Here is a 21,528-nt window from a genome sequence, read left to right as displayed (position 1 = left end):
ATTAACCGTAAAAAATATCACGATAGGCGGTATACATTGATGCAGCAATCATCGGCACCACCACCAGCAGCCCTAAGCCAAACGGAATAGCACCCACGATAAACAGAACCATTGCGATAAGCGAAAAGACCAAACCGGGCAGCATGTTTTTCAGACAAGCACTGAAGCTTAGCTTCATCGCCGCAACGGCGGACATATCATTCAGCGCGACCAACGCCGGTGCAAACCAATACGCCATCACAATAGGGATAATCAATAGCGTACCGATCAAAACAGGCAACATCATCGCTGACATATCCTGTCCTAAACTTTCAAAGCTATTGCCCGCTACCAAAAAGAAGCCACCGATAATGAGCAACATCGCCACAAAAATAAACACGAGATAGAGCAGACCCACCAAGATCAGCTGCCCCACATTATGACTAAAGCCACTAAAGAGATGACCGATACGGAAATCATCGCCCTCCTCTTGAGCCTGGCAGCCCAACATAAAGCCAGCGGTAATCACCGGCGATAGCAACGTCACTAAAATGGAGCCAACCACCGGAATAATACTCAAGACGGTAGACAGCACGACCCAGATTAGCAATGCGACAAGCCAAGCAACGGGATTTTGTTTGAAATGGTTAAACCCATCCGCCAACCAGCGCCAACCATGACCTGCAGGTACAGAAACAGGTCCGGTTAAATCGTCATCTTCATACGCCTGAGTCAAATCAGCTTCGGGTGCCTGATAAGGGTTTGAATAGCCGGTATCCGCGGTGGCTTGATCATCTGAAGAGCTGGACGAGGCACTAGATGAGGCATTAGAAACAGAATAATCAACCACACCTGACGCGGCCGGTGCAAGACCACCGGACTGTAGTGCCAAATATTTAGAGATAATAATCTTACAGCTTAAGCAGCGGTCATCCGCCATTTCCACCGAACCACATTTAGGGCAGGATTTAATGGTTTCTCCAGAAGCGGGATCCACCGTCTCATTGTCGGGTTCATCACCTTCGAGTTCAAAGCTAATGCTTGGCTTAACGACTAGGGCGACAACCTCAGTCTCAAGTCCTATCGCCGTTAATACCGCCTGATATTTTTCAGCCTGCAGTTTATCGAGATCACTTTTGATGACGGTTTCTTTACCCGACATCACCAACGCCCGCGCCTTGGTTTCACTACATCTGAATTTTTCAGCAAATGCCGCTATGACGTCTTCTGGCTCATGCTCGTTGGCCAGCGTTCCAGTAAAGACTACTTTAAATTGATCTGACATTTGCAAATATCCCTGTTGCGCCCAGTTTGAATGGTTTTCATTCTAACGCCAACCAGATTATTCACAAGAGTAAACACTTAGAAATAGGACTGAAAAACACGTAAAATTAGTAGCTTACTGCCGTTAAACTCAACGACAAAGCTGTTCACACCGAGCTGGCAAACACGCCTCAATAACCCATTAGCGAGCCAGATCAACCGACACTTCCTCACCACCATAGCCATGCACAAGATCATGTGCACGCACTATCACTCGCGTAATATGGGCAGGAATCACCACGCCGGTCAAACCACGGGTAAAAGGCTGCTCATCTACATGGGGATGCAGTAAGACTCGACTCGCAATAATGTTACCTTCAACATCAATTAGGTCCCACTGATTGGCATAGTGATCCCAACCACTGTCTGCATGTCGAACAGTGACACTCACATCATAACGATGTGCTCCCTGCGGAATCATCTTAACCGCAATAACATCCGCCGCACCGCCCAGCGAAACACCCGGCAGCAATAACAAACCACAAAAGAGACCTACAAAATATTTAGAATTCATAACGGCAATATAACCTATTCAGCAAAGCTTCGGTCTCAGCATTTCTATTAGAACGCCCGGACGCATTAATATTCAGCTATCCCACCCTCAAACCGCAATAACTCTACGCCGATACGCCACGATCATCAGTAAACAGCTACAGGCAACAGCAATAGACAACGGAAACAGCACCGTTGTAATGGAGTAATGTTCCAACGCAAGAATAACAAACACATTACGCAGCATAAACGAGAGAAAAAACAGCTGATTCTCTTGATGTGGAAAACCATAGGCTTTACGCATTGTCGGCCCAAAACCCAGCAGATCAACTAGGGTCAAAACAACCACCGTCCATAACGGATCTGAGGTTAAATACCAGAACGGCAACGACGCCAATGCAATCGTAAAGAACACCCAATCTGTACGCGTAATACTGATATCGGCTCGCTTAAGGAAGGCTAATACAGCAACCCCCACGGTAACAACGCCGGATAAACCGATAGGCCAAGCCCCGATGCCGCCTTGGGCTTCAAGCTGAGCAAAGAAAACAATAACCGTGGTGATGCCCCAGATAAACCAAGAAAAAACATGCGGCCGCGTGTTACCTCGTAAGATTGAACGAATATAGGGAACAAACGCCACGAAGGTTAACAGGATGGCCAATCCACTGAAAATAAGCTTAAGGTGAGTATCAATCATAACGTCGGCTATTCCTTTTTAACGCTGCAGGGCACAAAACAGAACCCACGATTCTATCAAGAACGATCATTCTTAATAGTCTGCACAAGAAGGTCAATGCCCGTTAACGACGCCTTATTGATGAGAATTCAACAAGACTCTCCACCAAGATAGACACTCACTTAAGCCATAAAATATCAACGGGTCCGCTGCTTTAGCTTCATAAACCATACACCCTTAGCATCCGCCTATGGTGGCCTTACCGGCCACTAACACTGCCAATCATTAACGCTTGCTCAGAGTACTTGCCTGAAGACGACACTGAGACACAAATGAAAACAAGTACGCTTTAATAAACCAAAAAGGCCGATACATCGCGGTATCGGCCTTTTTACATACTCGACATTAACAGCTCTTAAAGCATTTCAACCGCAACGGCTGTCGCTTCTCCGCCGCCGATACAGAGCGTCGCAACACCCGTTTTCTTACCTAGGTTTTTCAGTGCATAAAGCAGTGTCACCAGAATGCGTGAACCGGATGAACCGATCGGATGACCCAAGGCACAAGCACCACCGTTAACATTCACTTTACTGGCGTCCAGATCCAGCTCACTAATCGCCAACATAGACACCACCGCAAAGGCTTCATTGATCTCATACAGATCAACATCATCTTTGCTCCAACCCGCACGCGCCAGCACTTTACTGATGGCACCAATTGGGGCGATAGAAAACTCGGCCGGTAACTGTGCATGAGTCGAATGTGCAACGATACGGGCCATCGGTTTAAGACCCCGTTTTTGTGCTTCAGATTCGCGCATCAACACCAATGCAGAACCACCATCAGAGATTGAACTTGAATTCGCCGCAGTGATAGTGCCATCCTTTTTAAAGGCGGGGTTCAGCTTACGAATTTTTTCAACCTGGGCATTACCAGGCTGCTCATCGGTATCAATCACCGTATCCCCTTTACGGGACTTAACCGTTACCGCGGCGATCTCATCTTTGAAACGGCCGGTTTCGATCGCTTTCAATGCCTTTTCCAGTGAGCCAATGGCGAAATCATCCATCGCTTCGCGGGTCACATTAAAATCATCAGCGCTTTGCTGAGCAAAACTACCCATCAAACCACCTTCGTAAGCATCTTCAAGGCCATCAAAAAACATATGGTCTATCGCTTGTTGATGCCCCATACGCATACCTGCCCGCGCCTTAGGTAACAAATACGGTGCCTGACTCATATTTTCCATGCCACCAGCAACCATAATATCAACCTGCCCCGCTTTGAGCTGATCATGCGCCAGCATCACGGCTTTCATACCAGAACCACACATCTTATTGACGGTGGTTGCTCCAGCAGCATCATGAATGCCTGCACCACGAGCCGCTTGACGCGCGGGCGCTTGCCCCAAACCAGCTGGCAGCACACAACCCATGATAACTTCATCAACTTCGTTACCCTGGACACCTGCGCGCTCCAGCGCCGCTTTAATCGCCGTGGCACACAGATCAGGAGAGCGCACATCACTCAACGCGCCCATCATTCCGCCCATAGGTGTACGGGCTGCACTGACAATTACAATTGAATCCTGACTCATCTTTCTCCACTCCTGACCAGATAGATTAAACCTTAACGGTAAACTTGACGGTAAAAAGGGACGCAGGCTTGCGTCCCTTTTATAGTATCTATGCGTTTAAAAACAGCGCATTCAGATAATTAGCATGACTGCCTTAGTTGAAGTTTTTCTTCATCATCTTTTGGAACTCACCCACTAAACCGCTGCGGAATGCCAAGACACAGATAATAAAGATAACGCCCATCACAATATTGATATAGTTACCCAATTCGCCCCCAGACAGTAGGTTCTGAATTGAGACCACCACACCGGCCCCCACCAAGGGTCCGAAAATAGTGCCCATACCACCGAGCAAGGTCATCAACACCACTTCACCGGACATGTGCCAATGAACATCGGTCAATGACGCCAACTGGAATACCAATGTTTTGGTTGAGCCAGCCAAACCGGCCAAGGCTGACGAAATAATAAAGGCGACCCATTTGTAATCATTAACGTTGTAACCCAGAGACACGGCACGCGGTTCATTTTCACGAATCGCTTTCAAGATTTGCCCAAATGGAGAGTGCACCGTCCGATGAATTAACCAGAACCCGAAGACAAAGATCGCTAAGACAAAATAGTACATGGCGAAGTTGTCAGATAGATCGATCAAACCGAACAGCGAACCACGCGGCACCCCTTGCACCCCATCTTCACCACCGGTAAATGGCGCTTGCAGATAGAAGAAGAAAGCTAACTGAGCCAATGCCAGTGTCACCATCGCAAAGTAGATACCCTCACGTTTAACCGCCAACTTACCGTAAACAGCTCCTAGCAATCCGGCACCAACCGTCCCGGCCAAAATACCCAGCTCAGGCGTAATTCCGGTTTCCAACATTAGATAACCGGTGATATAGCCCCCGGTTCCGAGAAACGCGGCATGACCAAATGAAAGTAAACCAACATACCCCAACAACAGGTTAAAGGCGCAAGCAAACAGTGCAAAGCACAGTAGTTTCATCAAAAAGACTGGATACACAAGACTCGGTGCAACCAAAGCAACAACGATCAGAAACAGGTAGAGTTTATTTATTTTCATGTCTAACTCCTACGCCTCTTTACCAAACAGACCGGCTGGCTTAACCAGCAGTACGATCACCATAAAGAGGAAAATCACAGTCGTGGATGCCTCTGGGTAGAAAAACTTAGTTAGTCCTTCAACCACCCCCATCATCAGGCCGGTGAGAATCGCGCCGCCAATGGACCCCATCCCACCAATAACCACGATGGCAAACACCACAATGAGAAGATTCGACCCCATATCAGGACTGACGGAATAAACAGGCGCCGCCAGCACACCCGCGAATCCGGCTAATGCCACACCAAAACCGAAGGTTAAGGTAGTAATCAACGGTACATTAATACCGAACCCTTGCATTAACTGAGGATTTTCCGTGCCTGCCCGCAAATAAGCTCCAAGCTTGGTTTTTTCTATCACCCACCAGGTGCTAAAACAGACCACCAACGAGCTGACGATAATCCATGCACGGTAGTTAGGCAGATACATAAAGGGTAATTTAGTCCCACCTTTCAGCTCATCAGGAATCTGATAAGGCAAACCGGAAGAACCATAAATATGGGTAAACGCCCCCTGCAGCACCAAGGCAATACCAAAGGTTAGCAGCAGACTGTAAAGGTGGTCCTCGTTAGCAATCGGACGCACTAAAAAGCGCTCCATCAGAATGGCTAACAAGCCAATCGCTATCGGCACCAGAATCAGCGCCCACCAATAATTGATGCCCATGTAATTAAGGGCCATCCAAGCAAAGAAAGCGCCGAGCATATACATCGCGCCCTGCGCGAAGTTTATAATTTTTAACAAACCAAAAATAATCGCGAGGCCAAGACTTAGTAGTGCATAGAAAGATCCATTGATCAGTCCCACTAACAATTGTCCCGACAGCGCAAACAGATTAATACCAAATATCGTCGCCATAACATCACCCAGAAGCAAGGCGCGATGTAAAATTGTCCCCTTCGGCCAACCTCACATACGCCTTTCAAACTATCTTTTCAGATAAGACCGGGGGTAGGTAACAGCGCTACGCCACCCCCTAATTTCAAGTAAAACCGATAAGAGTTGTTACTCAGCCTTATTTGAAGTCACACTCAGGTAACATAGGGTTAAATGCCACGTCACCTGGAATCACCGCTTCGATGTTATAAATATCATCTGAAGATGAACGGCTTGCTGCATCTTTGATGCTAACCAATAACATATCGTGAACCATCCGGCCATCGTTACGCAGGGTCGCATTACGGGCAAAGAAGTCATCAGGCTTAGTTTGCTTCATCTGCTTCATAACCGCATCAGACTCATCAGTGCCGGCCGCTTTAATCGCATTCAGGTAATGCATGACCATTGAATACTGACCTGCCTGACCCATTGATGGAATAACACCATGACGTGCCTTAAAGCGAGCAGACCACTCACGTGTTTGATCATCCATATCCCAATAGAAACCGGAAGTCGCTTTCATACCCGCGGCAATAGCGGGATCAAGTGCCAAGGCATCATTGGTAAATACCAACAAACCAGCAACTTCTGTTGTTTCAGTCAAACCAAATTCAGCAGATGTTTTCAATGAGTTAACAAAGTCACCGCCGGCATTAGCCAAACCAACTACGTCAGCACCGGATGCTTGAGCCTGAAGTACGTAAGAAGAGAAATCGGTAGTACCGAAAGGTGCACGCACCGCACCGACCACTTCACCACCACTGGATTCGATAACCTTAGTCGCAATACCTTCTAGCGCATGACCAAAGGCGTAATCAGCCGTGATAAAGAACCATTTTTTCTTACCCGCAGCCACCATCGGCTTAACGGTACCGTTAGCCAGTGCGGCAACGTTATAGGTCCAATGAACATTATAAGGTGAGCATGATTTCGTCGTGAACGCATTACTTGCAGAGGTCGAGATCAGGGCAATTTTCTTCGCATCGGTCAGCACTTTAGTCGCCGCACCGGTCACTGATGAAGCCACCAAGCCGGTTACCACATCAACATTATCACTTTCAATCCACTGGCGAACTTTAGCGGAACCCACGTCAGGCTTGTTTTGATCATCGGCACTCACTATTTCAATGGGCTTACCCAGAACAGTACCGCCAAAATCTTCAACGGCCATTTCTACCGCAGTTACACAACCTTGACCACAGATATCGGCATAAACACCGCCCATATCGACCAAAACACCGATTTTAACCACATCATTAGAGATACCTGCAGCCTGAACACCGGTGGTTGCAGCCACAGTCATTGCTACAGCCAAAAGGGTCTTCTTCATTGCTTTCATGTTGTCACTCCTGATTGAGAACTTTTTATTTTTATCGAACTTCATTTTTAGAGCTTTTTCTTGCTGGATAATCTTGGTTTAAACACCTAGATAGGTATTCAATAGTTCTGTTTTTGCCGCCAGCTCATCTTTCTGAACTTGCTCAACAATATGCCCGTGCTCCATCACATAGTGCCGATCCGCAATCGGTGCGGCGAAACGGAAGTTTTGTTCGACCAATAAAATGGTCAACCCCCGTTCTTTAAGCATTAAGAGAACTTCTGCGAGCTTTTGCACAATTACCGGAGCTAAACCCTCGGTAATTTCATCTAGCAGCAGAATATTAGCGCCGGTACGTAAAATACGCGCCATCGCTAGCATCTGTTGTTCACCACCGGATAAACGGGTCCCTTGACTATAGCGGCGTTCAGCTAAGTTAGGGAAGATCTCATAAATTTCATCAACACTCATGCCGTCGGAACGAACGTTCGGCGGTAGCATCAAGTTTTCTTCAACATTCAAGCTTGAAAAAATACCGCGCTCTTCTGGACAGTAACCAACACCGAGATGGGCAATTTTATGTGCCGGCATGCCGATAGCTTCATTACCGTTGATATTAATTGAACCGGTACGCCGACCGACCATATTCATGATGGCTTTCAGTGTTGTCGAACGACCCGCACCGTTACGTCCGAGCAGCGTGACCAACTCACCCTGCATAATGGTCATATCGATACCATGCAGGATATGGGATTCACCGTAATAAGCATGCAGATCATTTATGCGGATCTTTTCACCTGTTGTGCTCATACCTCCTCCCCTTTGGCTGCGCTCGCTTTTCCAGCGACATTGGCGGCGGCAATCGCCTGAGCGACTTCATCATCGGCTTCAACCCCCATATACGCCTCGCGTACCTGTGGATCTTGTGACACCGTTTCGTAGTCACCTTCAGTTAGGATGGCACCACGCTGTAATACAGTGATAGTATCCGCCAGTTGAGCCACTACATGTAAGTTATGCTCAACCATCAAGATAGTGCGATTCGCCGAAACCTTTTTAATCAGATCGGCAACCACGCTGACATCTTCATGTCCCATGCCTTGAGTTGGCTCATCCAGCAATAACATTTCAGGATCGAGTGCCAAAGTAGTAGCGATTTCAAGAGCTCGTTTACGGCCATAGGGCAGATCCACGGTCAACGCATCGGCATACTCTTTCAGACCGACTTCATCTAACAGTTCCAGCGCCCGGTCATTGAGTTTATCCAACACCTTAACTGACTTCCAAAAATGGAAACTATTACCCTCATTACGTTGCAGAGCAATACGTACATTTTCAATAACGGATAGATGTGGGAATACGGCGGAAATTTGAAATGAACGAACAATGCCTTTTCGAGCAATCGCCGCAGACTTCATTGAGGTGATATCTTCACCGTTATAAAGAATAGTGCCCCGAGTGGGCGTGAGAAATTTTGTTAGCAGGTTAAATACAGTTGTCTTACCGGCACCATTAGGCCCGATCAGCGCATGTATTGTTCCCCGCTCAACTTTGAGATTTACATCATCAACGGCGGTAAAGCCCTTGAATTCCTTAACCAGATTCCTGGTTTCGAGAACATAGTCGGCACTCATGAAGAACCAGCCCCACTTATTTTGTTTATATTTGTTTTTATTATCAAATGGACAGAAATATCTACTGCCCATATCAGCCTTGCAACCAAGTTAGCAATTTCCCCTACTGGATAACAAGTACTACTTTAGTCTAACACTACAACTATGTGATTAGCTACCACAACTAGAATCGTTATTTATCAATAAGTTAAGTCAATTCATACAAAATGTAACAGTTTAGGGGATTTCACTTATATGCTTTACGTTTACGTAAACTTCCGCTACATTATCCCTCAATGAGTCAATCAGCGAGGTCAGTATGCAGATTAACAATACAGGTACTTTTTCAATTAGCGAACTGGCCAGCGAGTTTGATGTAACGACGCGTAGCATCCGTTTTTATGAAGATCAGCAGCTACTCTTCCCTACCCGCCGCGGGCAAACCCGTATCTACAGCGCGCAGGACAGAGTACGGTTAAAGCTGATTTTACGAGGCAAACGCTTAGGCTTCTCTCTTGCAGAAACGCGCGAATTGTTCGCCCTTTGGGATGAAACGCCCACCGGCAGCATAAAGCAGCTACAGTTACTGATGGCCAAGATCGAAGAGAAGAAGGCTGCTCTTGAGCAACAGCTTAACGATATCGCCATGCTGCAGTTGGAGCTGGACAGTGCAGAAAGCCGCTGCCGTGAGGCGATGACAGAATTAAATGCAAAAACAGCAACTGAGAAGTCGGTTTAGGTCACTGCATTAATGCAGCCCATGCCAGATAACGATAGGTTGGCGACAAACCAACAACAATAAACGTAAACCGGAAACGGCCAAGGCAACCTTAACAACTTGCCCAGCCAACTCCTAAAGCCAGGTGGACAGAAAATGATTGCACAGTATAGCTCACTTAATTTTGGACTCGGCGAAACACTGGACATGCTGCGAGAGCAGGTCAACAGTTTTGCTGCACAGGAAATCGCCCCTCGCGCCGACCAGATCGACCGCGATAACGAGTTCCCCAATGATCTATGGCGCAAATTTGGTGATATGGGTTTGCTCGGGATTACCGTTAAAGAAGAGTACGGCGGCGTTGAGATGGGTTACCTTGCCCATATGATCGCGATGGAAGAGATTAGCCGAGCGTCTGCTTCTGTTGGTCTGTCCTACGGTGCCCATTCAAACCTGTGTATCAACCAGATCCACCGCAATGGTACTCATGAACAAAAGTTAACTTACCTACCGAAGCTGATCAGCGGCGAACACATCGGCGCACTGGCAATGTCCGAACCGAATGCGGGCTCCGATGTCGTTTCCATGAAACTCACCGCCCGCGATAACGGCGATCATTACTTGCTGAACGGCAACAAGATGTGGATCACCAATGGTCCAGATGCCAACACGTACGTTATTTATGCTAAAACCGATGTTGCTGCAGGTGCTAAAGGGATCACCGCCTTTATCGTTGAACGTGATTACCCGGGCTTTTCTCGTCACCAGAAACTCGACAAACTGGGGATGCGTGGATCCAACACCTGTGAGCTCGTTTTCCAAGACTGCCCAGTACCAAAAGAAAATATTCTCGGTGAGCTGAATGGTGGTGTTCGCGTATTGATGTCTGGCCTAGACTACGAACGACTGGTACTAGCAGGCGGCCCACTGGGCATTATGCAAGCGGCGATGGATATCACCATTCCTTACACCCGCGACCGGGTACAATTTGGTAAAGCGATCGGTGAGTTTGAAATGGTACAGGGCAAAGTAGCCGATATGTACACCCTGATGAACGCCTCTAAATCCTACGCTTACACCGTTGCACAATCTGCAATGCGCGGCGAAACATCACGTAAAGACTGTGCTGCGGTCATTCTCTATACCGCGGAGATGGCTACCAAGATTGCCCTCGACGCTATTCAGTTACTGGGCGGCAACGGTTATATCAATGAGTTCCCAACCGGACGACTGCTGCGCGATGCCAAGCTTTATGAAATCGGTGCCGGCACCTCTGAGATCCGCCGGATGCTGATCGGCCGCGAATTGTTCCTGAATAAATAGATCCGTTTCATCAGTGGATCCTTCGTAAGAAGGTTTGGGGGTGGCGCAATCCACCCCTCGTTTTCACATAGATAAACGATGTCAGATACCGATGGTACGTCCAGCGGGCGTGATATCAGAGGAAGAGCAATGGCTACAATTACAACAAAAATAAATCCCCGAGCGGAAGAGTTTCGCGCTAATTACGACGCGATGACCGCCGAGGTAAACGACCTGCGCGAGAAAGCAGCTAGGATTCACCAAGGTGGCGGCGCTAAATACCAAGAACGCCATCTGTCCCGCGGAAAACTACTGCCACGGGAACGTATTAATACTCTGCTAGATGACGGTTCCCCGCTGTTGGAACTCTCTCAACTAGCCGCCTATAAAGTCTACGATGACGATGTACCCGCTGCGGGTATCATCACTGGCATAGGCCGGGTTAGCGGTATCGAATGCATGATTATCGCCAACGATGCCACCGTAAAAGGCGGCACTTATTTTCCACTGACCGTGAAAAAACACCTTCGCGCTCAAGAGATTGCCGAACAAAATCACCTGCCCTGCATCTACCTAGTCGATTCCGGCGGCGCCAACCTGCCGCAACAAGATGATGTGTTCCCCGACCGCGACCATTTTGGCCGCATCTTTTACAATCAGGCACGCATGTCTGCCAAAGGGATTCCGCAAATTGCCGTCGTCATGGGTTTGTGTACCGCAGGCGGTGCTTATGTCCCCGCGATGGCTGACGAATCCATTATCGTCCGCGATCAAGGCACTATTTTCCTAGCCGGTCCGCCATTGGTAAAAGCCGCCACGGGTGAAGTGGTCAGTGCTGAAGATCTAGGCGGTGCCGATGTGCACTGTAAAGTCTCCGGGGTAGCCGATCATTATGCCGAAAACGATGCCCATGCACTGGAAATTGCCCGCACCTGCATCGCTAATTTGAATCGCCGTAAAGAGATCAATATCAAGACCCAGGCCAGCAAAGCACCACTCTACCCGGCTGATGAACTGTACGGCATTGTCGGTACTGATTTGAGAAAACCTTACGATGTCCGTGAAGTGATTGCCCGGATTGTCGATGGTTCTGAGTTTGACGAATTCAAAAAACTCTATGGCACCACCCTCGTTACCGGTTTTGCCCATATTCATGGCTATCCAGTCGGTATTGTCGCTAATAACGGCATTCTGTTTGGTGAATCGGCTCAGAAAGGTGCGCACTTTATTGAACTGTGCTGCCAACGAAAAATACCGCTACTGTTTCTGCAAAACATTACTGGCTTTATGGTTGGGCAAAAATATGAATCCGAAGGGATCGCTAAGCATGGTGCCAAAATGGTTACCGCCGTGGCCTGTGCCGATGTACCTAAATTTACCGTTCTGATCGGTGGTAGCTTTGGGGCCGGTAACTACGGCATGTGTGGCCGAGCCTATAGTCCTAACCTGATGTTTATGTGGCCCAATGCCCGCATCTCGGTAATGGGTGGCGAACAGGCCGCCGGCGTACTGGCAACCGTTAAACGCGATAACATGGACCGTACCGGTGAGCAGTGGTCAGCGACTGAAGAGGCCGATTTTAAGCAGCCGATCATCGATACCTATGAGCACCAAGGGCACCCCTATTATGCCTCTGCTCGCCTTTGGGATGATGGCGTCATCGATCCAAAACAAACCCGCGATGTGATCGGCATGAGTTTATCGGCCGCACTCAATAAGCCGGTGGGCGATACCCACTTCGGCGTATTCCGGATGTAATGGAGAGCCTGCAGATGTCGATCAAACAAAAACAATTTGTGCTGCTAGAAAAAAGCAGTAACGGTGTTGCTGAGCTGATTATCAACCGTCCTGAAGTGCACAATGCTTTCGATGATGCGGTTATCGAACAGCTTATTGAGCAGCTAGAAGCAACCCACATAGATCCCGACGTTCGGGTGTTAGTGCTACGTTCTCGCGGCAAGAATTTTTCCGCCGGTGCCGACTTGGCCTGGATGAAACGCATGGCTAACAACACCCATGCAGAAAATCGGGTGGATGCGGGTCGTCTAGCCAAACTGATGGAATTGCTGAATAACCATAGCAAACCGACCATCGCCCTGATCCAAGGTGCCGCCTACGGGGGCGCCGTCGGTCTCGCGGCCTGTTGCGACATTGTCATCGCCGCCCAAAGCAGTGCTTTCTGCCTGTCGGAAGTTAAAATTGGCTTGATCCCCGCCGTCATCAGCCCCTATGTCGTACGGGCCATTGGTGAGCGTCAATCACGCCGCTATTTCCTCACCGCCGAACCCTTCTCAGCCCACACGGCTCAGCAGTTTGGCTTGGTACATGAAGTGGTCGAGAACGTTGAACAACTGGACGAAGCCTGCGACCGCATGACCGCCACGCTGCAAAAAAACAGCCCGCAGGGGATGCTAGCCGCTAAACAGCTTATCTATGCCGTCAGTCAAAAAGAGATCACTGCTGAAGTGATTGATGACACCGCCCGTCGCATTGCCGATATCCGTGTCAGCGACGAAGGCCAGGAAGGGCTTAGCTCCTTTCTGCAAAAGCGTAAACCGAACTGGATTCAGGAGTAAACGGCATGTTTAATAAAATTTTAATTGCTAACCGTGGGGAGATCGCTTGCAGGGTTATCCAAACCGCTCACCGCATGGGTATCCGTTGTGTCGCCGTCTACTCTGAAGCCGACAAAAACGCCCGTCACGTCGCCATGGCCGATGAAGCCTTTCTGCTAGGTCCTGCGCCGAGCAGTGAAAGCTACCTGCGCGGCGATAAAATTCTTGAGATAGCGATACAGTCCGGTGCCCAAGCGGTGCACCCTGGATACGGTTTCCTGTCGGAAAATGCCGCCTTCGCCAAATCCTGCTTCGATAATGGTATCGAGTTTATCGGGCCACCAACCGGTGCTATCGAGGCGATGGGCTCAAAGTCTGCCGCTAAAGAGATTATGTCTCATGCTTCAGTGCCTCTGGTGCCGGGCTATCATGGCGAAGATCAATCATCTGAAGTGTTAAAAGCCGAATCCGTTCGCTGTGGTTTCCCTCAACTGCTGAAAGCCGTCGCCGGTGGTGGTGGTAAAGGGATGCGGGTAGTGGAATCGATTGAAGAGTTCGATGAAGCACTGGTATCGGCGTGCCGCGAAGCGAAAAATGCCTTCGGCAACCCGGATATGCTGATCGAACGCTATCTGACCCAACCCCGCCATGTTGAAATCCAAGTTTTCTGTGATAAACAGGGCAATGGGGTTTATCTAGCAGAACGGGACTGTTCAGTACAACGCCGCCATCAAAAAGTTATTGAGGAAGCACCGGCACCCAACTTGCCTGATGCCACCCGCAAAGCAATGGGTGAAGCCGCGGTCCGCGCCGCACAAGCGATCGATTATGTCGGCGCCGGTACCGTCGAGTTCCTCTATGATGTCGATGGTTCATTCTACTTTATGGAGATGAACACCCGCTTGCAGGTTGAGCACCCGGTCACTGAGATGATTACCGGCCAGGACTTAGTCGAATGGCAGCTCAGAATCGCCAGCGGTGAACCGCTACCGTTACAGCAAGATGAGATTCGTATTAACGGCCATGCACTGGAAGCCCGTGTCTATGCCGAAGACCCTGATAATGATTTCTTGCCAGCCACCGGTACCCTGCGCTATCTGCGCACCCCTGAAGAAAACCGGCATGTACGGGTTGATACCGGAGTCGTCGAAGGCGATGAAGTCAGTGTATTTTACGATCCGATGATCGCCAAACTGATCGTTTGGGATGATGACCGCGACCGCGCGATTGCCCGTATGGAACAAGCTCTTGAGGAGTACCGCATTAGCGGTTTAACCACTAACCTGCGTTTCTTACGTAATCTAGCCGGTAGTGCGCCGTTTAAAGCGCTAGATTTAGACACCGGCTTTATCGATAAGCATGAGCAGTTGCTGTTCCCTGCCAGCAATCTTAACACCGCGTTTTGTTTAGTCATGGCGGCATGTTTCTTTAGCGAGAAAACCAAGCAACAGGCGAATAATCCAGATGACCCCTACTCCCCATTTGGCTACCAGAACAACTGGCGGCTTAACTCAGAGTATGCCCGCCCGTTAACACTGATCCATGCCGAAACCGAGTATCAGCTTAATATTCTGGAGCAAAGCGCTGAAGACTCAGGTCATTATCAGGTACAGATTGATGATGCCAGCTATCAGGTCAGCGCTGTGCTCACTGACGATCAGCTCAAAGTAGTTATTAACGGCCATCAACTGAGTGTGCATCTGTATAACGATGGCGACCACCTCACCCTGTTCCACGAAGGCGAGCAGTTTATCTGTGAACAGCACCGGGAGACGTTCGGTAGTGATGATCACGCCGCTGATAACAGCCTTACCGCACCGATGAATGGTGCTGTCGTCGCGGTGCTAGTGACTTCGGGTCAGCAGGTAAAAGCCGGCGACACCTTGGTCATTATGGAAGCAATGAAGATGGAACATAGTCTTAAGGCGCCCCATGATGGCACGGTAGCAGAGATCTATTTCGCAGAAGGCGATCTCGTGGCCGACGGAGCCGAACTGATCTCCCTTGATATCATGGAGGCGTAACAATGGCATTGCCAAAAACGGTGCGCCTATTCGAGATGGGCGCCAGAGATGGATTGCAAAACGAGTCGGGGCCCATCATTGAAACGGCCATTAAAGTTGAGCTGATTAATCGGCTCAGCGAAACCGGCCTGAGCCACATTGAGGCGGCGAGTTTTGTGTCGCCAAAATGGGTGCCTCAAATGGGCGATGCGGCAGCCGTCATGGCCGCTATTCAGCGCAAACCGGGTATCACTTACTCTGCTTTAACCCCCAATTTGAAAGGATTAGAGAGCGCTATCGCCGCTGGCGTCGATGAAGTTGCCGTGTTTGGCGCGGCCTCTGAGGCGTTTACCCAAAAAAATATTAACTGCTCAATAAAAGAGAGCTTAGCGCGCTTCGCACCGGTGATTGAGCTGGCGCGGGCCAACAACATCCGCGTCCGTGGCTATGTTTCCACCGTGATGGGTTGTCCTTACGAAGGTGAGATTGACCCAGCACAGGTTGCCAGCGTTAGCCGTGATCTACTGGATATGGGCTGCTATGAAATTTCCTTAGGCGACACCATCGGTGTTGGTACACCGTTAAAGGCTAAACGGATGCTCGAAGCCGTAAGCCAACAGGTGCCCATAGACAAACTCGCGGCTCATTTTCATGATACCTACGGCCAAGCCTTAGCCAACCTCTATGCGGTTATCGAAGAAGGCGTTGCCGTCATTGATGCGTCTGTTGCAGGTTTAGGGGGTTGCCCCTATGCCAAAGGCGCATCTGGCAATGTCGCCACAGAAGACGTGCTGTACATGCTAAATGGCCTAGGTATCGAGACCGGGGTCGAGCTTGATAAGTTGGCACAAACGGGCCACTGGATCAGTGCCCAATTAGGTCGCCCGAGCGGCTCTAAAGTGGCCTTAGCACTGGGCTGCCAAGCGGTTAAATAATGATGCGGGCGCTTTCTAAGCGCCCTGCCATCTTGGCCTTAAAAGAACGCCTTGAAAGAACATAAGGGTTTACCCTAGTATAGACACTCTATAAGACTCAGGATAAGCCACTGCTTATTGGCTCTGAAGGACAAAAATAATACGGAGTACGACAATGTCACAACCTGATCATGTTACCGCACTAGACCTTAACTATCCGTCACGGGACGAATTACCTGACGATGTTAAAAAATACTTTGATGTCTGCAATGAAAAACTGGGCATGATTCCGAATGTCCTGAAAGCCTACAGTCAAAATCTGGCGCAATTAGAGGTTTTCTCTAAGTTTTATAACGAACTCATGTTCGGCGAAAGCAATATAACCCCCCTCGAACGCGAGATGATCGCCGTGGCGGTTTCCTCTCAGAACCATTGTTTCTATTGCATCGCCGCTCATGGCGCAGCACTACGAAACTATTCCGGCGATCCCGCTTTAGGTGAACTGATCGCAATTAACTATCGGGCCGCTGATCTATCACTGCGCCATCGCGCCATGCTTGATTTCGTCGTCAAAATGACGATTTCACCTGATTGCATTATCGAGAGTGATCGTCAGGCCCTAAGAGACGCTGAATTCAGTGACCAAGATATCTGGGATATTGCTAACGTGGCCGGGTTCTACAATATGACCAACCGGGTCGCCGGCGCCGTTGATATGCAGCCTAATCCTGAATATCACGCCCAAGCACGATAAAGACAACACAGCAAAGGACCGCCCTGCCAGATTGACAGGACGAAGAACTAATCCTCGATTTATAAAAATAACGGTGGGAAACAAGCAATGAGCAACACACAACCCAGCTATACCAGCGGCACCAGCAACACTCCCTTGCTGGGCATGACCATTGGCGATAAATTTGATGAAACCTGCGCGACCTATCCTGATAACGATGCGTTAATCGTGCATTATCAGAATATTCATTGGAGCTACGCAGAATTACAAGCAAAAGTAGAACAGTGCGCTCGCGCCCTGCTGGCCGTCGGTATCGAACCCGGTGACCGAATTGGTATGTGGTCGCCGAATACGGCACAGTGGACCATCACCCAATTTGCCAGCGCCAAAGTCGGCGCCATACTGGTGAACATCAACCCAGCTTATCGCCTGCACGAACTGGAATACGCCCTGAACCAGTCCGGCGCCCGGTTCTTAGTAACAGCGGACACCTTTAAAAGCTCTAACTACACCCAAATGCTGCTAGAGCTTGCGCCCGAGCTAAACCAGTGCGAACCAGGCCAGCTCAAATCTGCCAAGCTGAAGCAACTTGAATGCATTATCAATCTCTCGGATGAGCAACATCCCGGTATGTGGCGTTGGGATGATTTTGTCGAACAGGCGGATAAAGTTGAGCTGCAACGGGTGAAAGATATTCAGGCAACCCTACAGTTCGATGACCCCATCAATATCCAGTACACCTCGGGCACCACAGGCTTCCCCAAAGGCGCTACGCTGAGCCACCATAATATTCTTAATAACGGTTTTTTTGTTGCCGAAAGCCAGAACTTTACCCACAAAGACCGGCTGATTATTCCTGTGCCGCTCTACCACTGCTTTGGCATGGTGATGGGTAACTTAGGTTGCGTCACCCATGGTGCTACCATGATCTACCCCACTGAAGGTTTCGAACCTAAAGCGGTATTGGAAGCCGTACAAAAAGAAAAGGCCACTGCACTGTATGGCGTGCCAACTATGTTCATCGCCGAACTGGAAGATCCTGACTTCGATAGTTATGACCTCTCCTCCCTGCGCACCGGTATTATGGCGGGTTCAATCTGCCCCGCAGAAGTCATGAAAGCGGTTAACGCTAAGATGAATATGAAAGAGGTGCAGATCGCCTACGGTATGACCGAAACCAGCCCGGTATCGACGCAAACCGCCGCTGACGACCCGTTTGATAAGCAGGTTACCACCGTTGGCCGGACTCAGCCTCACCTGGAAAGTAAAATTACTGATCCGCTAACCGGACGCATTGTGCCCCGCGGCGAAATCGGAGAGCTTTGCACTCGAGGTTACAGTGTGATGGTCAAATACTGGAACAATGAAGAGGGTACGAAAAAAGCCATTGATGAAAATGGCTGGATGCATACCGAAGATCTCGCCACCATGGATGAAGAAGGCTACATTCAGATCGTGGGCCGTATCAAAGATATGGTTATCCGCGGCGGTGAGAATGTTTACCCTAAAGAGATCGAAGAGTTTCTCTACACCCATCCTAATATCACCGATGTTCAGGTGACAGGCGTACCGGATAAAAAATATGGTGAAGAGCTGATCGCTTGGGTGAAACTGAGTGTCGATTCTGAAAGCGTTACCGAACATCAACTGCGGGAGTTCTGCAAAGGCCAGATCACCCACTTTAAAATCCCTCGATACTTTAAATTTGTCGATGAATTTCCGATGACGGTGACCGGTAAGATCCAGAAATTTAAAATGCGCGAGATCTCCATTAAAGAACTAGGACTCGATGATATCTAAAGCCTCAGGGTGATACTATACGGGGTCTTATGACCCCGTTTTTTTTGGCGCTTAACCCCGCTAAACAGCCCATTAAATCATCTAAACAACAGACCAACGCTTAAGAGTAAGGACACACCGATGGATATTGATCAACATTACAGCCATCACACAGATGAAACCTTTCTACTGCAGCAGTTACGTGAACGTTACCCTGAGGGCCCCTCGGTTTATCAACTCGCCCCGTTGGATCAACTACACATTGGTGGCATCAAAGCCTCTGAAAAGCTGTTACACCAACTGAAACAAGACCAACCAAAGCGCATTCTTGAAATTGGCTCCGGCATCGGAGGACTGATGCGTATGCTGGCGGCCACAGAGACCGAGGTGATTGGTATTGATATCACCCACCGTTTTAACCGCCTTAATCGTGCCATTAGCAACCTAACAGTCCCCGTAACATCACCCTCAGTGATCACCTGTGATGCTCGCCAACTACCTTTCGCCAACCATTACTTTGACTGCATTATATTTCAACACAGCTTATTAAATATTCCCCAAACCGATCTTTGCTTGCAAGAGTGTCGTCGAGTGCTTACTACCAACGGCTCATTATTGTTACATGAGGTACTCCAGGGACCTAACCCTCATAACATGCGTTATCCTGTCCCGTGGGCGAGCTGTGCTGAACAATCTCACCTGCTAACATTTGAAGCGATCAATGGTTTGTTACAACAGCATAATTTTAGCCTCGAAAGGGCTGAAAATTGGTCTAGTGACGCGTTACAATGGCGCCAACGACAGGCCAAAAAAGAAGATTCAGTTAAAAGTCCTGCGCCCCTGTCACCGTCAAAGATTCTGGGTGAAACATTCAGCCAGATGGGGCCGAATGTGATGGCCAATCTAAATGCCGGTGCAGTTGAGGTGTGGCAACTCAGTTGTCGAGGTCAAAAGGCATAATCACTGCCATTTCGGACGCCTTTCCTGTATCCTTCGCGCTCCTGTCATTTCGACAATGTAGTTATAGAGAGAGTGCATGAAATTTACTGATCTGGGCCTATCGGCACCGATACTTGATGCCGTTACCGATAAAGGTTACGAGACCCCTTCGCCCATTCAGGCGCAAGCAATTCCGGCGGTGCTGGAAGGCAAAGACCTGATGGCTGCGGCCCAGACTGGCACCGGCAAGACCGCAGGCTTTACCCTGCCACTACTTGAGCTATTAAGTCGTGGTGAACGCGCCCAAGGCACACAGATTCGTGCCCTGATTCTGACCCCCACCCGAGAACTGGCGGCACAGGTTGCCGAAAGTGTCGGTGACTACGGTAAACATCTGCCGTTACGCTCCGCTGTGGTATTTGGTGGTGTCAGCATCAACCCACAAATGATGCAGCTACGTAAAGGGGTCGACATTCTGATCGCCACCCCGGGCCGCTTGATGGATCTGTATAACCAGAATGCTGTTAAATTCAATAAAGTCGAAGTACTGGTGCTGGATGAAGCCGACCGGATGCTGGATATGGGCTTTATTACCGATATCAAAAAAATCATAAACCTGTTGCCTAAGCAACGGCAAAACCTAATGTTCTCTGCGACCTTTTCAGATTCAATCCGCAATCTGGCAAAAGGCCTGGTCAACAACCCAGTTGAGATTTCCGTCGCCCCTCGCAACACCACGGCGAGCAACGTCAAGCAGTGGATCTGTCCGGTCGATAAAAAACAGAAATCAGGCCTGTTCAGTCATTTGCTGGCCGAGCATCAATGGCATCAGGTATTGGTTTTCACCCGTACCAAGCGTGGCGCAAACCAACTCTGCAAACACCTCGACTCAGAGGGCGTTAAAGCGGCGGCTATTCATGGCAACAAGAGCCAATCAGCCCGGACCAAAGCACTGCTTGAGTTCAAACAGGGTAAGATACAGGTCTTAGTTGCCACCGATATCGCGGCCCGCGGTCTGGATATCGACCAACTGCCTCAGGTGGTCAATTTTGATCTACCGAATGTCGCTGAAGATTATGTTCACCGGATCGGTCGTACTGGCCGTGCGGGTGCAAGCGGACAGGCTATCTCATTAGTCAGTGCCGATGAGTTTGATCAACTGTCCGATATAGAACACCTGATTGGTCGAATACTCGAGCGTGAAGAAGTACTCGGCTTTCAGCCACTGCACAATTTACCAGAATCGAGCCTCAGCAACCGTAAGCGCAAACCCAACAAACCGAAACGCGCTAAACCACAAGGTGGTCATCAAGATGGGCAGCGCTCAGGCGATGTCGCTCGGGGTCACAAACCAGCGGGCAAAAACAAACGTCATCGTAGCAGCACCGGTAACCGTCAGGAGCAGCCAAACGCAGCAGGTAAACCTGCTCAACGTAAAGCGCCGGCTAAAGCCGCCCAAGGTAAAGCCAGCGGCACAGCACAACAGCCCGCTAACCGCGGCCGCTCTAATAACGGCAATGTTCCGGCAAAACCGGGCAACCGTCGTCCAGCCCGCAGTAACCCCGGCCCTAGTCGCGGTTAATCGTGCCGGATGGTCGGCTATTAC

Annotated in this window: 19 protein-coding genes; 10 read left to right on the top strand and 9 right to left on the bottom strand. The window is 49.3% G+C overall.

Translation table 11 applies throughout. The annotated features are described in order from the left end of the window. Position 1: 1 nt before the first annotated feature. The 9 genes from ACN0T0_RS00875 to ACN0T0_RS00835 all read right to left on the bottom strand — a co-directional run bounded on the left by ACN0T0_RS00875 (position 2) and on the right by ACN0T0_RS00835 (position 9,000). Positions 2-1,264, bottom strand: a complete 1,263-nt coding sequence (locus ACN0T0_RS00875) for a BPSS1780 family membrane protein (RefSeq protein ID WP_417222151.1) — start codon at positions 1,262-1,264, stop codon at positions 2-4. Between the two features lie 180 nt (positions 1,265-1,444). Beyond that, on the bottom strand, positions 1,445-1,816 hold the full coding sequence (locus tag ACN0T0_RS00870) for a hypothetical protein (protein WP_417222148.1): 372 nt from the start codon (positions 1,814-1,816) through the stop codon (positions 1,445-1,447). 87 nt (positions 1,817-1,903) lie between these two features. Further along, positions 1,904-2,494 (bottom strand): hypothetical protein, encoded by a 591-nt coding sequence (locus ACN0T0_RS00865; RefSeq protein WP_417222146.1) that lies wholly within the window; start codon positions 2,492-2,494, stop codon positions 1,904-1,906. Between the two features lie 394 nt (positions 2,495-2,888). Beyond that, the gene (locus tag ACN0T0_RS00860; RefSeq protein WP_417222144.1) at positions 2,889-4,070 is read right to left on the bottom strand and encodes a thiolase family protein; all 1,182 of its coding nucleotides are present in this window, start codon (positions 4,068-4,070) and stop codon (positions 2,889-2,891) included. Between the two features lie 133 nt (positions 4,071-4,203). Beyond that, positions 4,204-5,130, bottom strand: a complete 927-nt coding sequence (locus ACN0T0_RS00855; protein ID WP_417222141.1) for a branched-chain amino acid ABC transporter permease — start codon at positions 5,128-5,130, stop codon at positions 4,204-4,206. Between the two features lie 9 nt (positions 5,131-5,139). After that, complete coding sequence (locus tag ACN0T0_RS00850) at positions 5,140-6,027, bottom strand: branched-chain amino acid ABC transporter permease (protein ID WP_417222139.1); 888 nt, start codon at positions 6,025-6,027, stop codon at positions 5,140-5,142. Between the two features lie 157 nt (positions 6,028-6,184). After that, positions 6,185-7,387 (bottom strand): ABC transporter substrate-binding protein, encoded by a 1,203-nt coding sequence (locus ACN0T0_RS00845; RefSeq protein WP_417222137.1) that lies wholly within the window; start codon positions 7,385-7,387, stop codon positions 6,185-6,187. A gap of 78 nt (positions 7,388-7,465) precedes the next feature. After that, a complete protein-coding gene (locus ACN0T0_RS00840) occupies positions 7,466-8,176 on the bottom strand; it encodes an ABC transporter ATP-binding protein (RefSeq protein ID WP_417222135.1) in 711 nt (236 codons plus the stop codon). After that, positions 8,173-9,000 carry an ABC transporter ATP-binding protein gene (locus ACN0T0_RS00835; RefSeq protein ID WP_417222133.1) on the bottom strand — a complete coding sequence of 276 codons (828 nt, stop codon included), beginning with the start codon at positions 8,998-9,000 and terminating at the stop codon, positions 8,173-8,175. Before ACN0T0_RS00835 ends, ACN0T0_RS00840 begins: the two co-directional genes overlap by 4 nt. Positions 9,001-9,298: 298 nt before the next feature. Between ACN0T0_RS00835 and ACN0T0_RS00830 the strand changes: the two genes are divergently transcribed. The 10 genes from ACN0T0_RS00830 (at position 9,299) to ACN0T0_RS00785 (ending at position 21,504) form a co-directional block, all read left to right on the top strand. Then, positions 9,299-9,718, top strand: coding sequence for a MerR family transcriptional regulator (locus ACN0T0_RS00830; protein WP_417222130.1), 420 nt, complete (start codon positions 9,299-9,301; stop codon positions 9,716-9,718). A gap of 135 nt (positions 9,719-9,853) precedes the next feature. Then, positions 9,854-11,020, top strand: a complete 1,167-nt coding sequence (locus tag ACN0T0_RS00825) for an isovaleryl-CoA dehydrogenase (protein ID WP_417222127.1) — start codon at positions 9,854-9,856, stop codon at positions 11,018-11,020. 129 nt (positions 11,021-11,149) lie between these two features. Next, on the top strand, positions 11,150-12,757 hold the full coding sequence (locus ACN0T0_RS00820; RefSeq protein ID WP_417222124.1) for a carboxyl transferase domain-containing protein: 1,608 nt from the start codon (positions 11,150-11,152) through the stop codon (positions 12,755-12,757). A 14-nt stretch (positions 12,758-12,771) separates the two neighbouring features. Continuing rightward, positions 12,772-13,575, top strand: a complete 804-nt coding sequence (locus ACN0T0_RS00815; protein WP_417222122.1) for an enoyl-CoA hydratase/isomerase family protein — start codon at positions 12,772-12,774, stop codon at positions 13,573-13,575. 5 nt (positions 13,576-13,580) lie between these two features. Next, positions 13,581-15,578 (top strand): acetyl/propionyl/methylcrotonyl-CoA carboxylase subunit alpha, encoded by a 1,998-nt coding sequence (locus ACN0T0_RS00810; protein WP_417222119.1) that lies wholly within the window; start codon positions 13,581-13,583, stop codon positions 15,576-15,578. 2 nt (positions 15,579-15,580) lie between these two features. Beyond that, on the top strand, positions 15,581-16,492 hold the full coding sequence (locus ACN0T0_RS00805; RefSeq protein ID WP_417222117.1) for a hydroxymethylglutaryl-CoA lyase: 912 nt from the start codon (positions 15,581-15,583) through the stop codon (positions 16,490-16,492). A 154-nt stretch (positions 16,493-16,646) separates the two neighbouring features. Then, on the top strand, positions 16,647-17,225 hold the full coding sequence (locus tag ACN0T0_RS00800) for a peroxidase-related enzyme (RefSeq protein WP_417222114.1): 579 nt from the start codon (positions 16,647-16,649) through the stop codon (positions 17,223-17,225). Positions 17,226-17,312: 87 nt separating this feature from the next. Then, positions 17,313-19,004: an AMP-binding protein gene (locus tag ACN0T0_RS00795; protein WP_417222111.1), complete on the top strand. Its 1,692-nt coding sequence runs from the start codon at positions 17,313-17,315 to the stop codon at positions 19,002-19,004. Positions 19,005-19,124: 120 nt separating this feature from the next. Further along, entirely contained in the window at positions 19,125-19,943 is an 819-nt protein-coding gene (locus ACN0T0_RS00790; protein WP_417222109.1) for a class I SAM-dependent methyltransferase, read from the top strand. A 76-nt stretch (positions 19,944-20,019) separates the two neighbouring features. Then, the gene (locus tag ACN0T0_RS00785; protein ID WP_417222107.1) at positions 20,020-21,504 is read left to right on the top strand and encodes a DEAD/DEAH box helicase; all 1,485 of its coding nucleotides are present in this window, start codon (positions 20,020-20,022) and stop codon (positions 21,502-21,504) included. Positions 21,505-21,528 lie beyond the last annotated feature (24 nt).

Source organism: Amphritea sp. (assembly GCF_048266285.1).
In the GTDB taxonomy this organism is placed as follows: Bacteria; Pseudomonadota; Gammaproteobacteria; order Pseudomonadales; family Balneatricaceae; genus Amphritea.
The sequence above is the reverse complement of the archived record's forward strand: the minus strand, read 5'-3'. Positions and strand labels throughout refer to the sequence as shown.

What these genes read in the sequence shown, in the direction of transcription:
- ACN0T0_RS00875 (WP_417222151.1), bottom strand. Translation starts at nt 1,264, where the DNA reads ATGTCAGATCAATTTAAAGTAGTCTTTACTGGAACGCTGGCCAACGAG.
- ACN0T0_RS00870 (WP_417222148.1), bottom strand. Translation starts at nt 1,816, where the DNA reads ATGAATTCTAAATATTTTGTAGGTCTCTTTTGTGGTTTGTTATTGCTG.
- ACN0T0_RS00865 (WP_417222146.1), bottom strand. Translation starts at nt 2,494, where the DNA reads ATGATTGATACTCACCTTAAGCTTATTTTCAGTGGATTGGCCATCCTG.
- ACN0T0_RS00860 (WP_417222144.1), bottom strand. Translation starts at nt 4,070, where the DNA reads ATGAGTCAGGATTCAATTGTAATTGTCAGTGCAGCCCGTACACCTATG.
- ACN0T0_RS00855 (WP_417222141.1), bottom strand. Translation starts at nt 5,130, where the DNA reads ATGAAAATAAATAAACTCTACCTGTTTCTGATCGTTGTTGCTTTGGTT.
- ACN0T0_RS00850 (WP_417222139.1), bottom strand. Translation starts at nt 6,027, where the DNA reads ATGGCGACGATATTTGGTATTAATCTGTTTGCGCTGTCGGGACAATTG.
- ACN0T0_RS00845 (WP_417222137.1), bottom strand. Translation starts at nt 7,387, where the DNA reads ATGAAAGCAATGAAGAAGACCCTTTTGGCTGTAGCAATGACTGTGGCT.
- ACN0T0_RS00840 (WP_417222135.1), bottom strand. Translation starts at nt 8,176, where the DNA reads ATGAGCACAACAGGTGAAAAGATCCGCATAAATGATCTGCATGCTTAT.
- ACN0T0_RS00835 (WP_417222133.1), bottom strand. Translation starts at nt 9,000, where the DNA reads ATGAGTGCCGACTATGTTCTCGAAACCAGGAATCTGGTTAAGGAATTC.
- ACN0T0_RS00830 (WP_417222130.1), top strand. Translation starts at nt 9,299, where the DNA reads ATGCAGATTAACAATACAGGTACTTTTTCAATTAGCGAACTGGCCAGC.
- ACN0T0_RS00825 (WP_417222127.1), top strand. Translation starts at nt 9,854, where the DNA reads ATGATTGCACAGTATAGCTCACTTAATTTTGGACTCGGCGAAACACTG.
- ACN0T0_RS00820 (WP_417222124.1), top strand. Translation starts at nt 11,150, where the DNA reads ATGGCTACAATTACAACAAAAATAAATCCCCGAGCGGAAGAGTTTCGC.
- ACN0T0_RS00815 (WP_417222122.1), top strand. Translation starts at nt 12,772, where the DNA reads ATGTCGATCAAACAAAAACAATTTGTGCTGCTAGAAAAAAGCAGTAAC.
- ACN0T0_RS00810 (WP_417222119.1), top strand. Translation starts at nt 13,581, where the DNA reads ATGTTTAATAAAATTTTAATTGCTAACCGTGGGGAGATCGCTTGCAGG.
- ACN0T0_RS00805 (WP_417222117.1), top strand. Translation starts at nt 15,581, where the DNA reads ATGGCATTGCCAAAAACGGTGCGCCTATTCGAGATGGGCGCCAGAGAT.
- ACN0T0_RS00800 (WP_417222114.1), top strand. Translation starts at nt 16,647, where the DNA reads ATGTCACAACCTGATCATGTTACCGCACTAGACCTTAACTATCCGTCA.
- ACN0T0_RS00795 (WP_417222111.1), top strand. Translation starts at nt 17,313, where the DNA reads ATGAGCAACACACAACCCAGCTATACCAGCGGCACCAGCAACACTCCC.
- ACN0T0_RS00790 (WP_417222109.1), top strand. Translation starts at nt 19,125, where the DNA reads ATGGATATTGATCAACATTACAGCCATCACACAGATGAAACCTTTCTA.
- ACN0T0_RS00785 (WP_417222107.1), top strand. Translation starts at nt 20,020, where the DNA reads ATGAAATTTACTGATCTGGGCCTATCGGCACCGATACTTGATGCCGTT.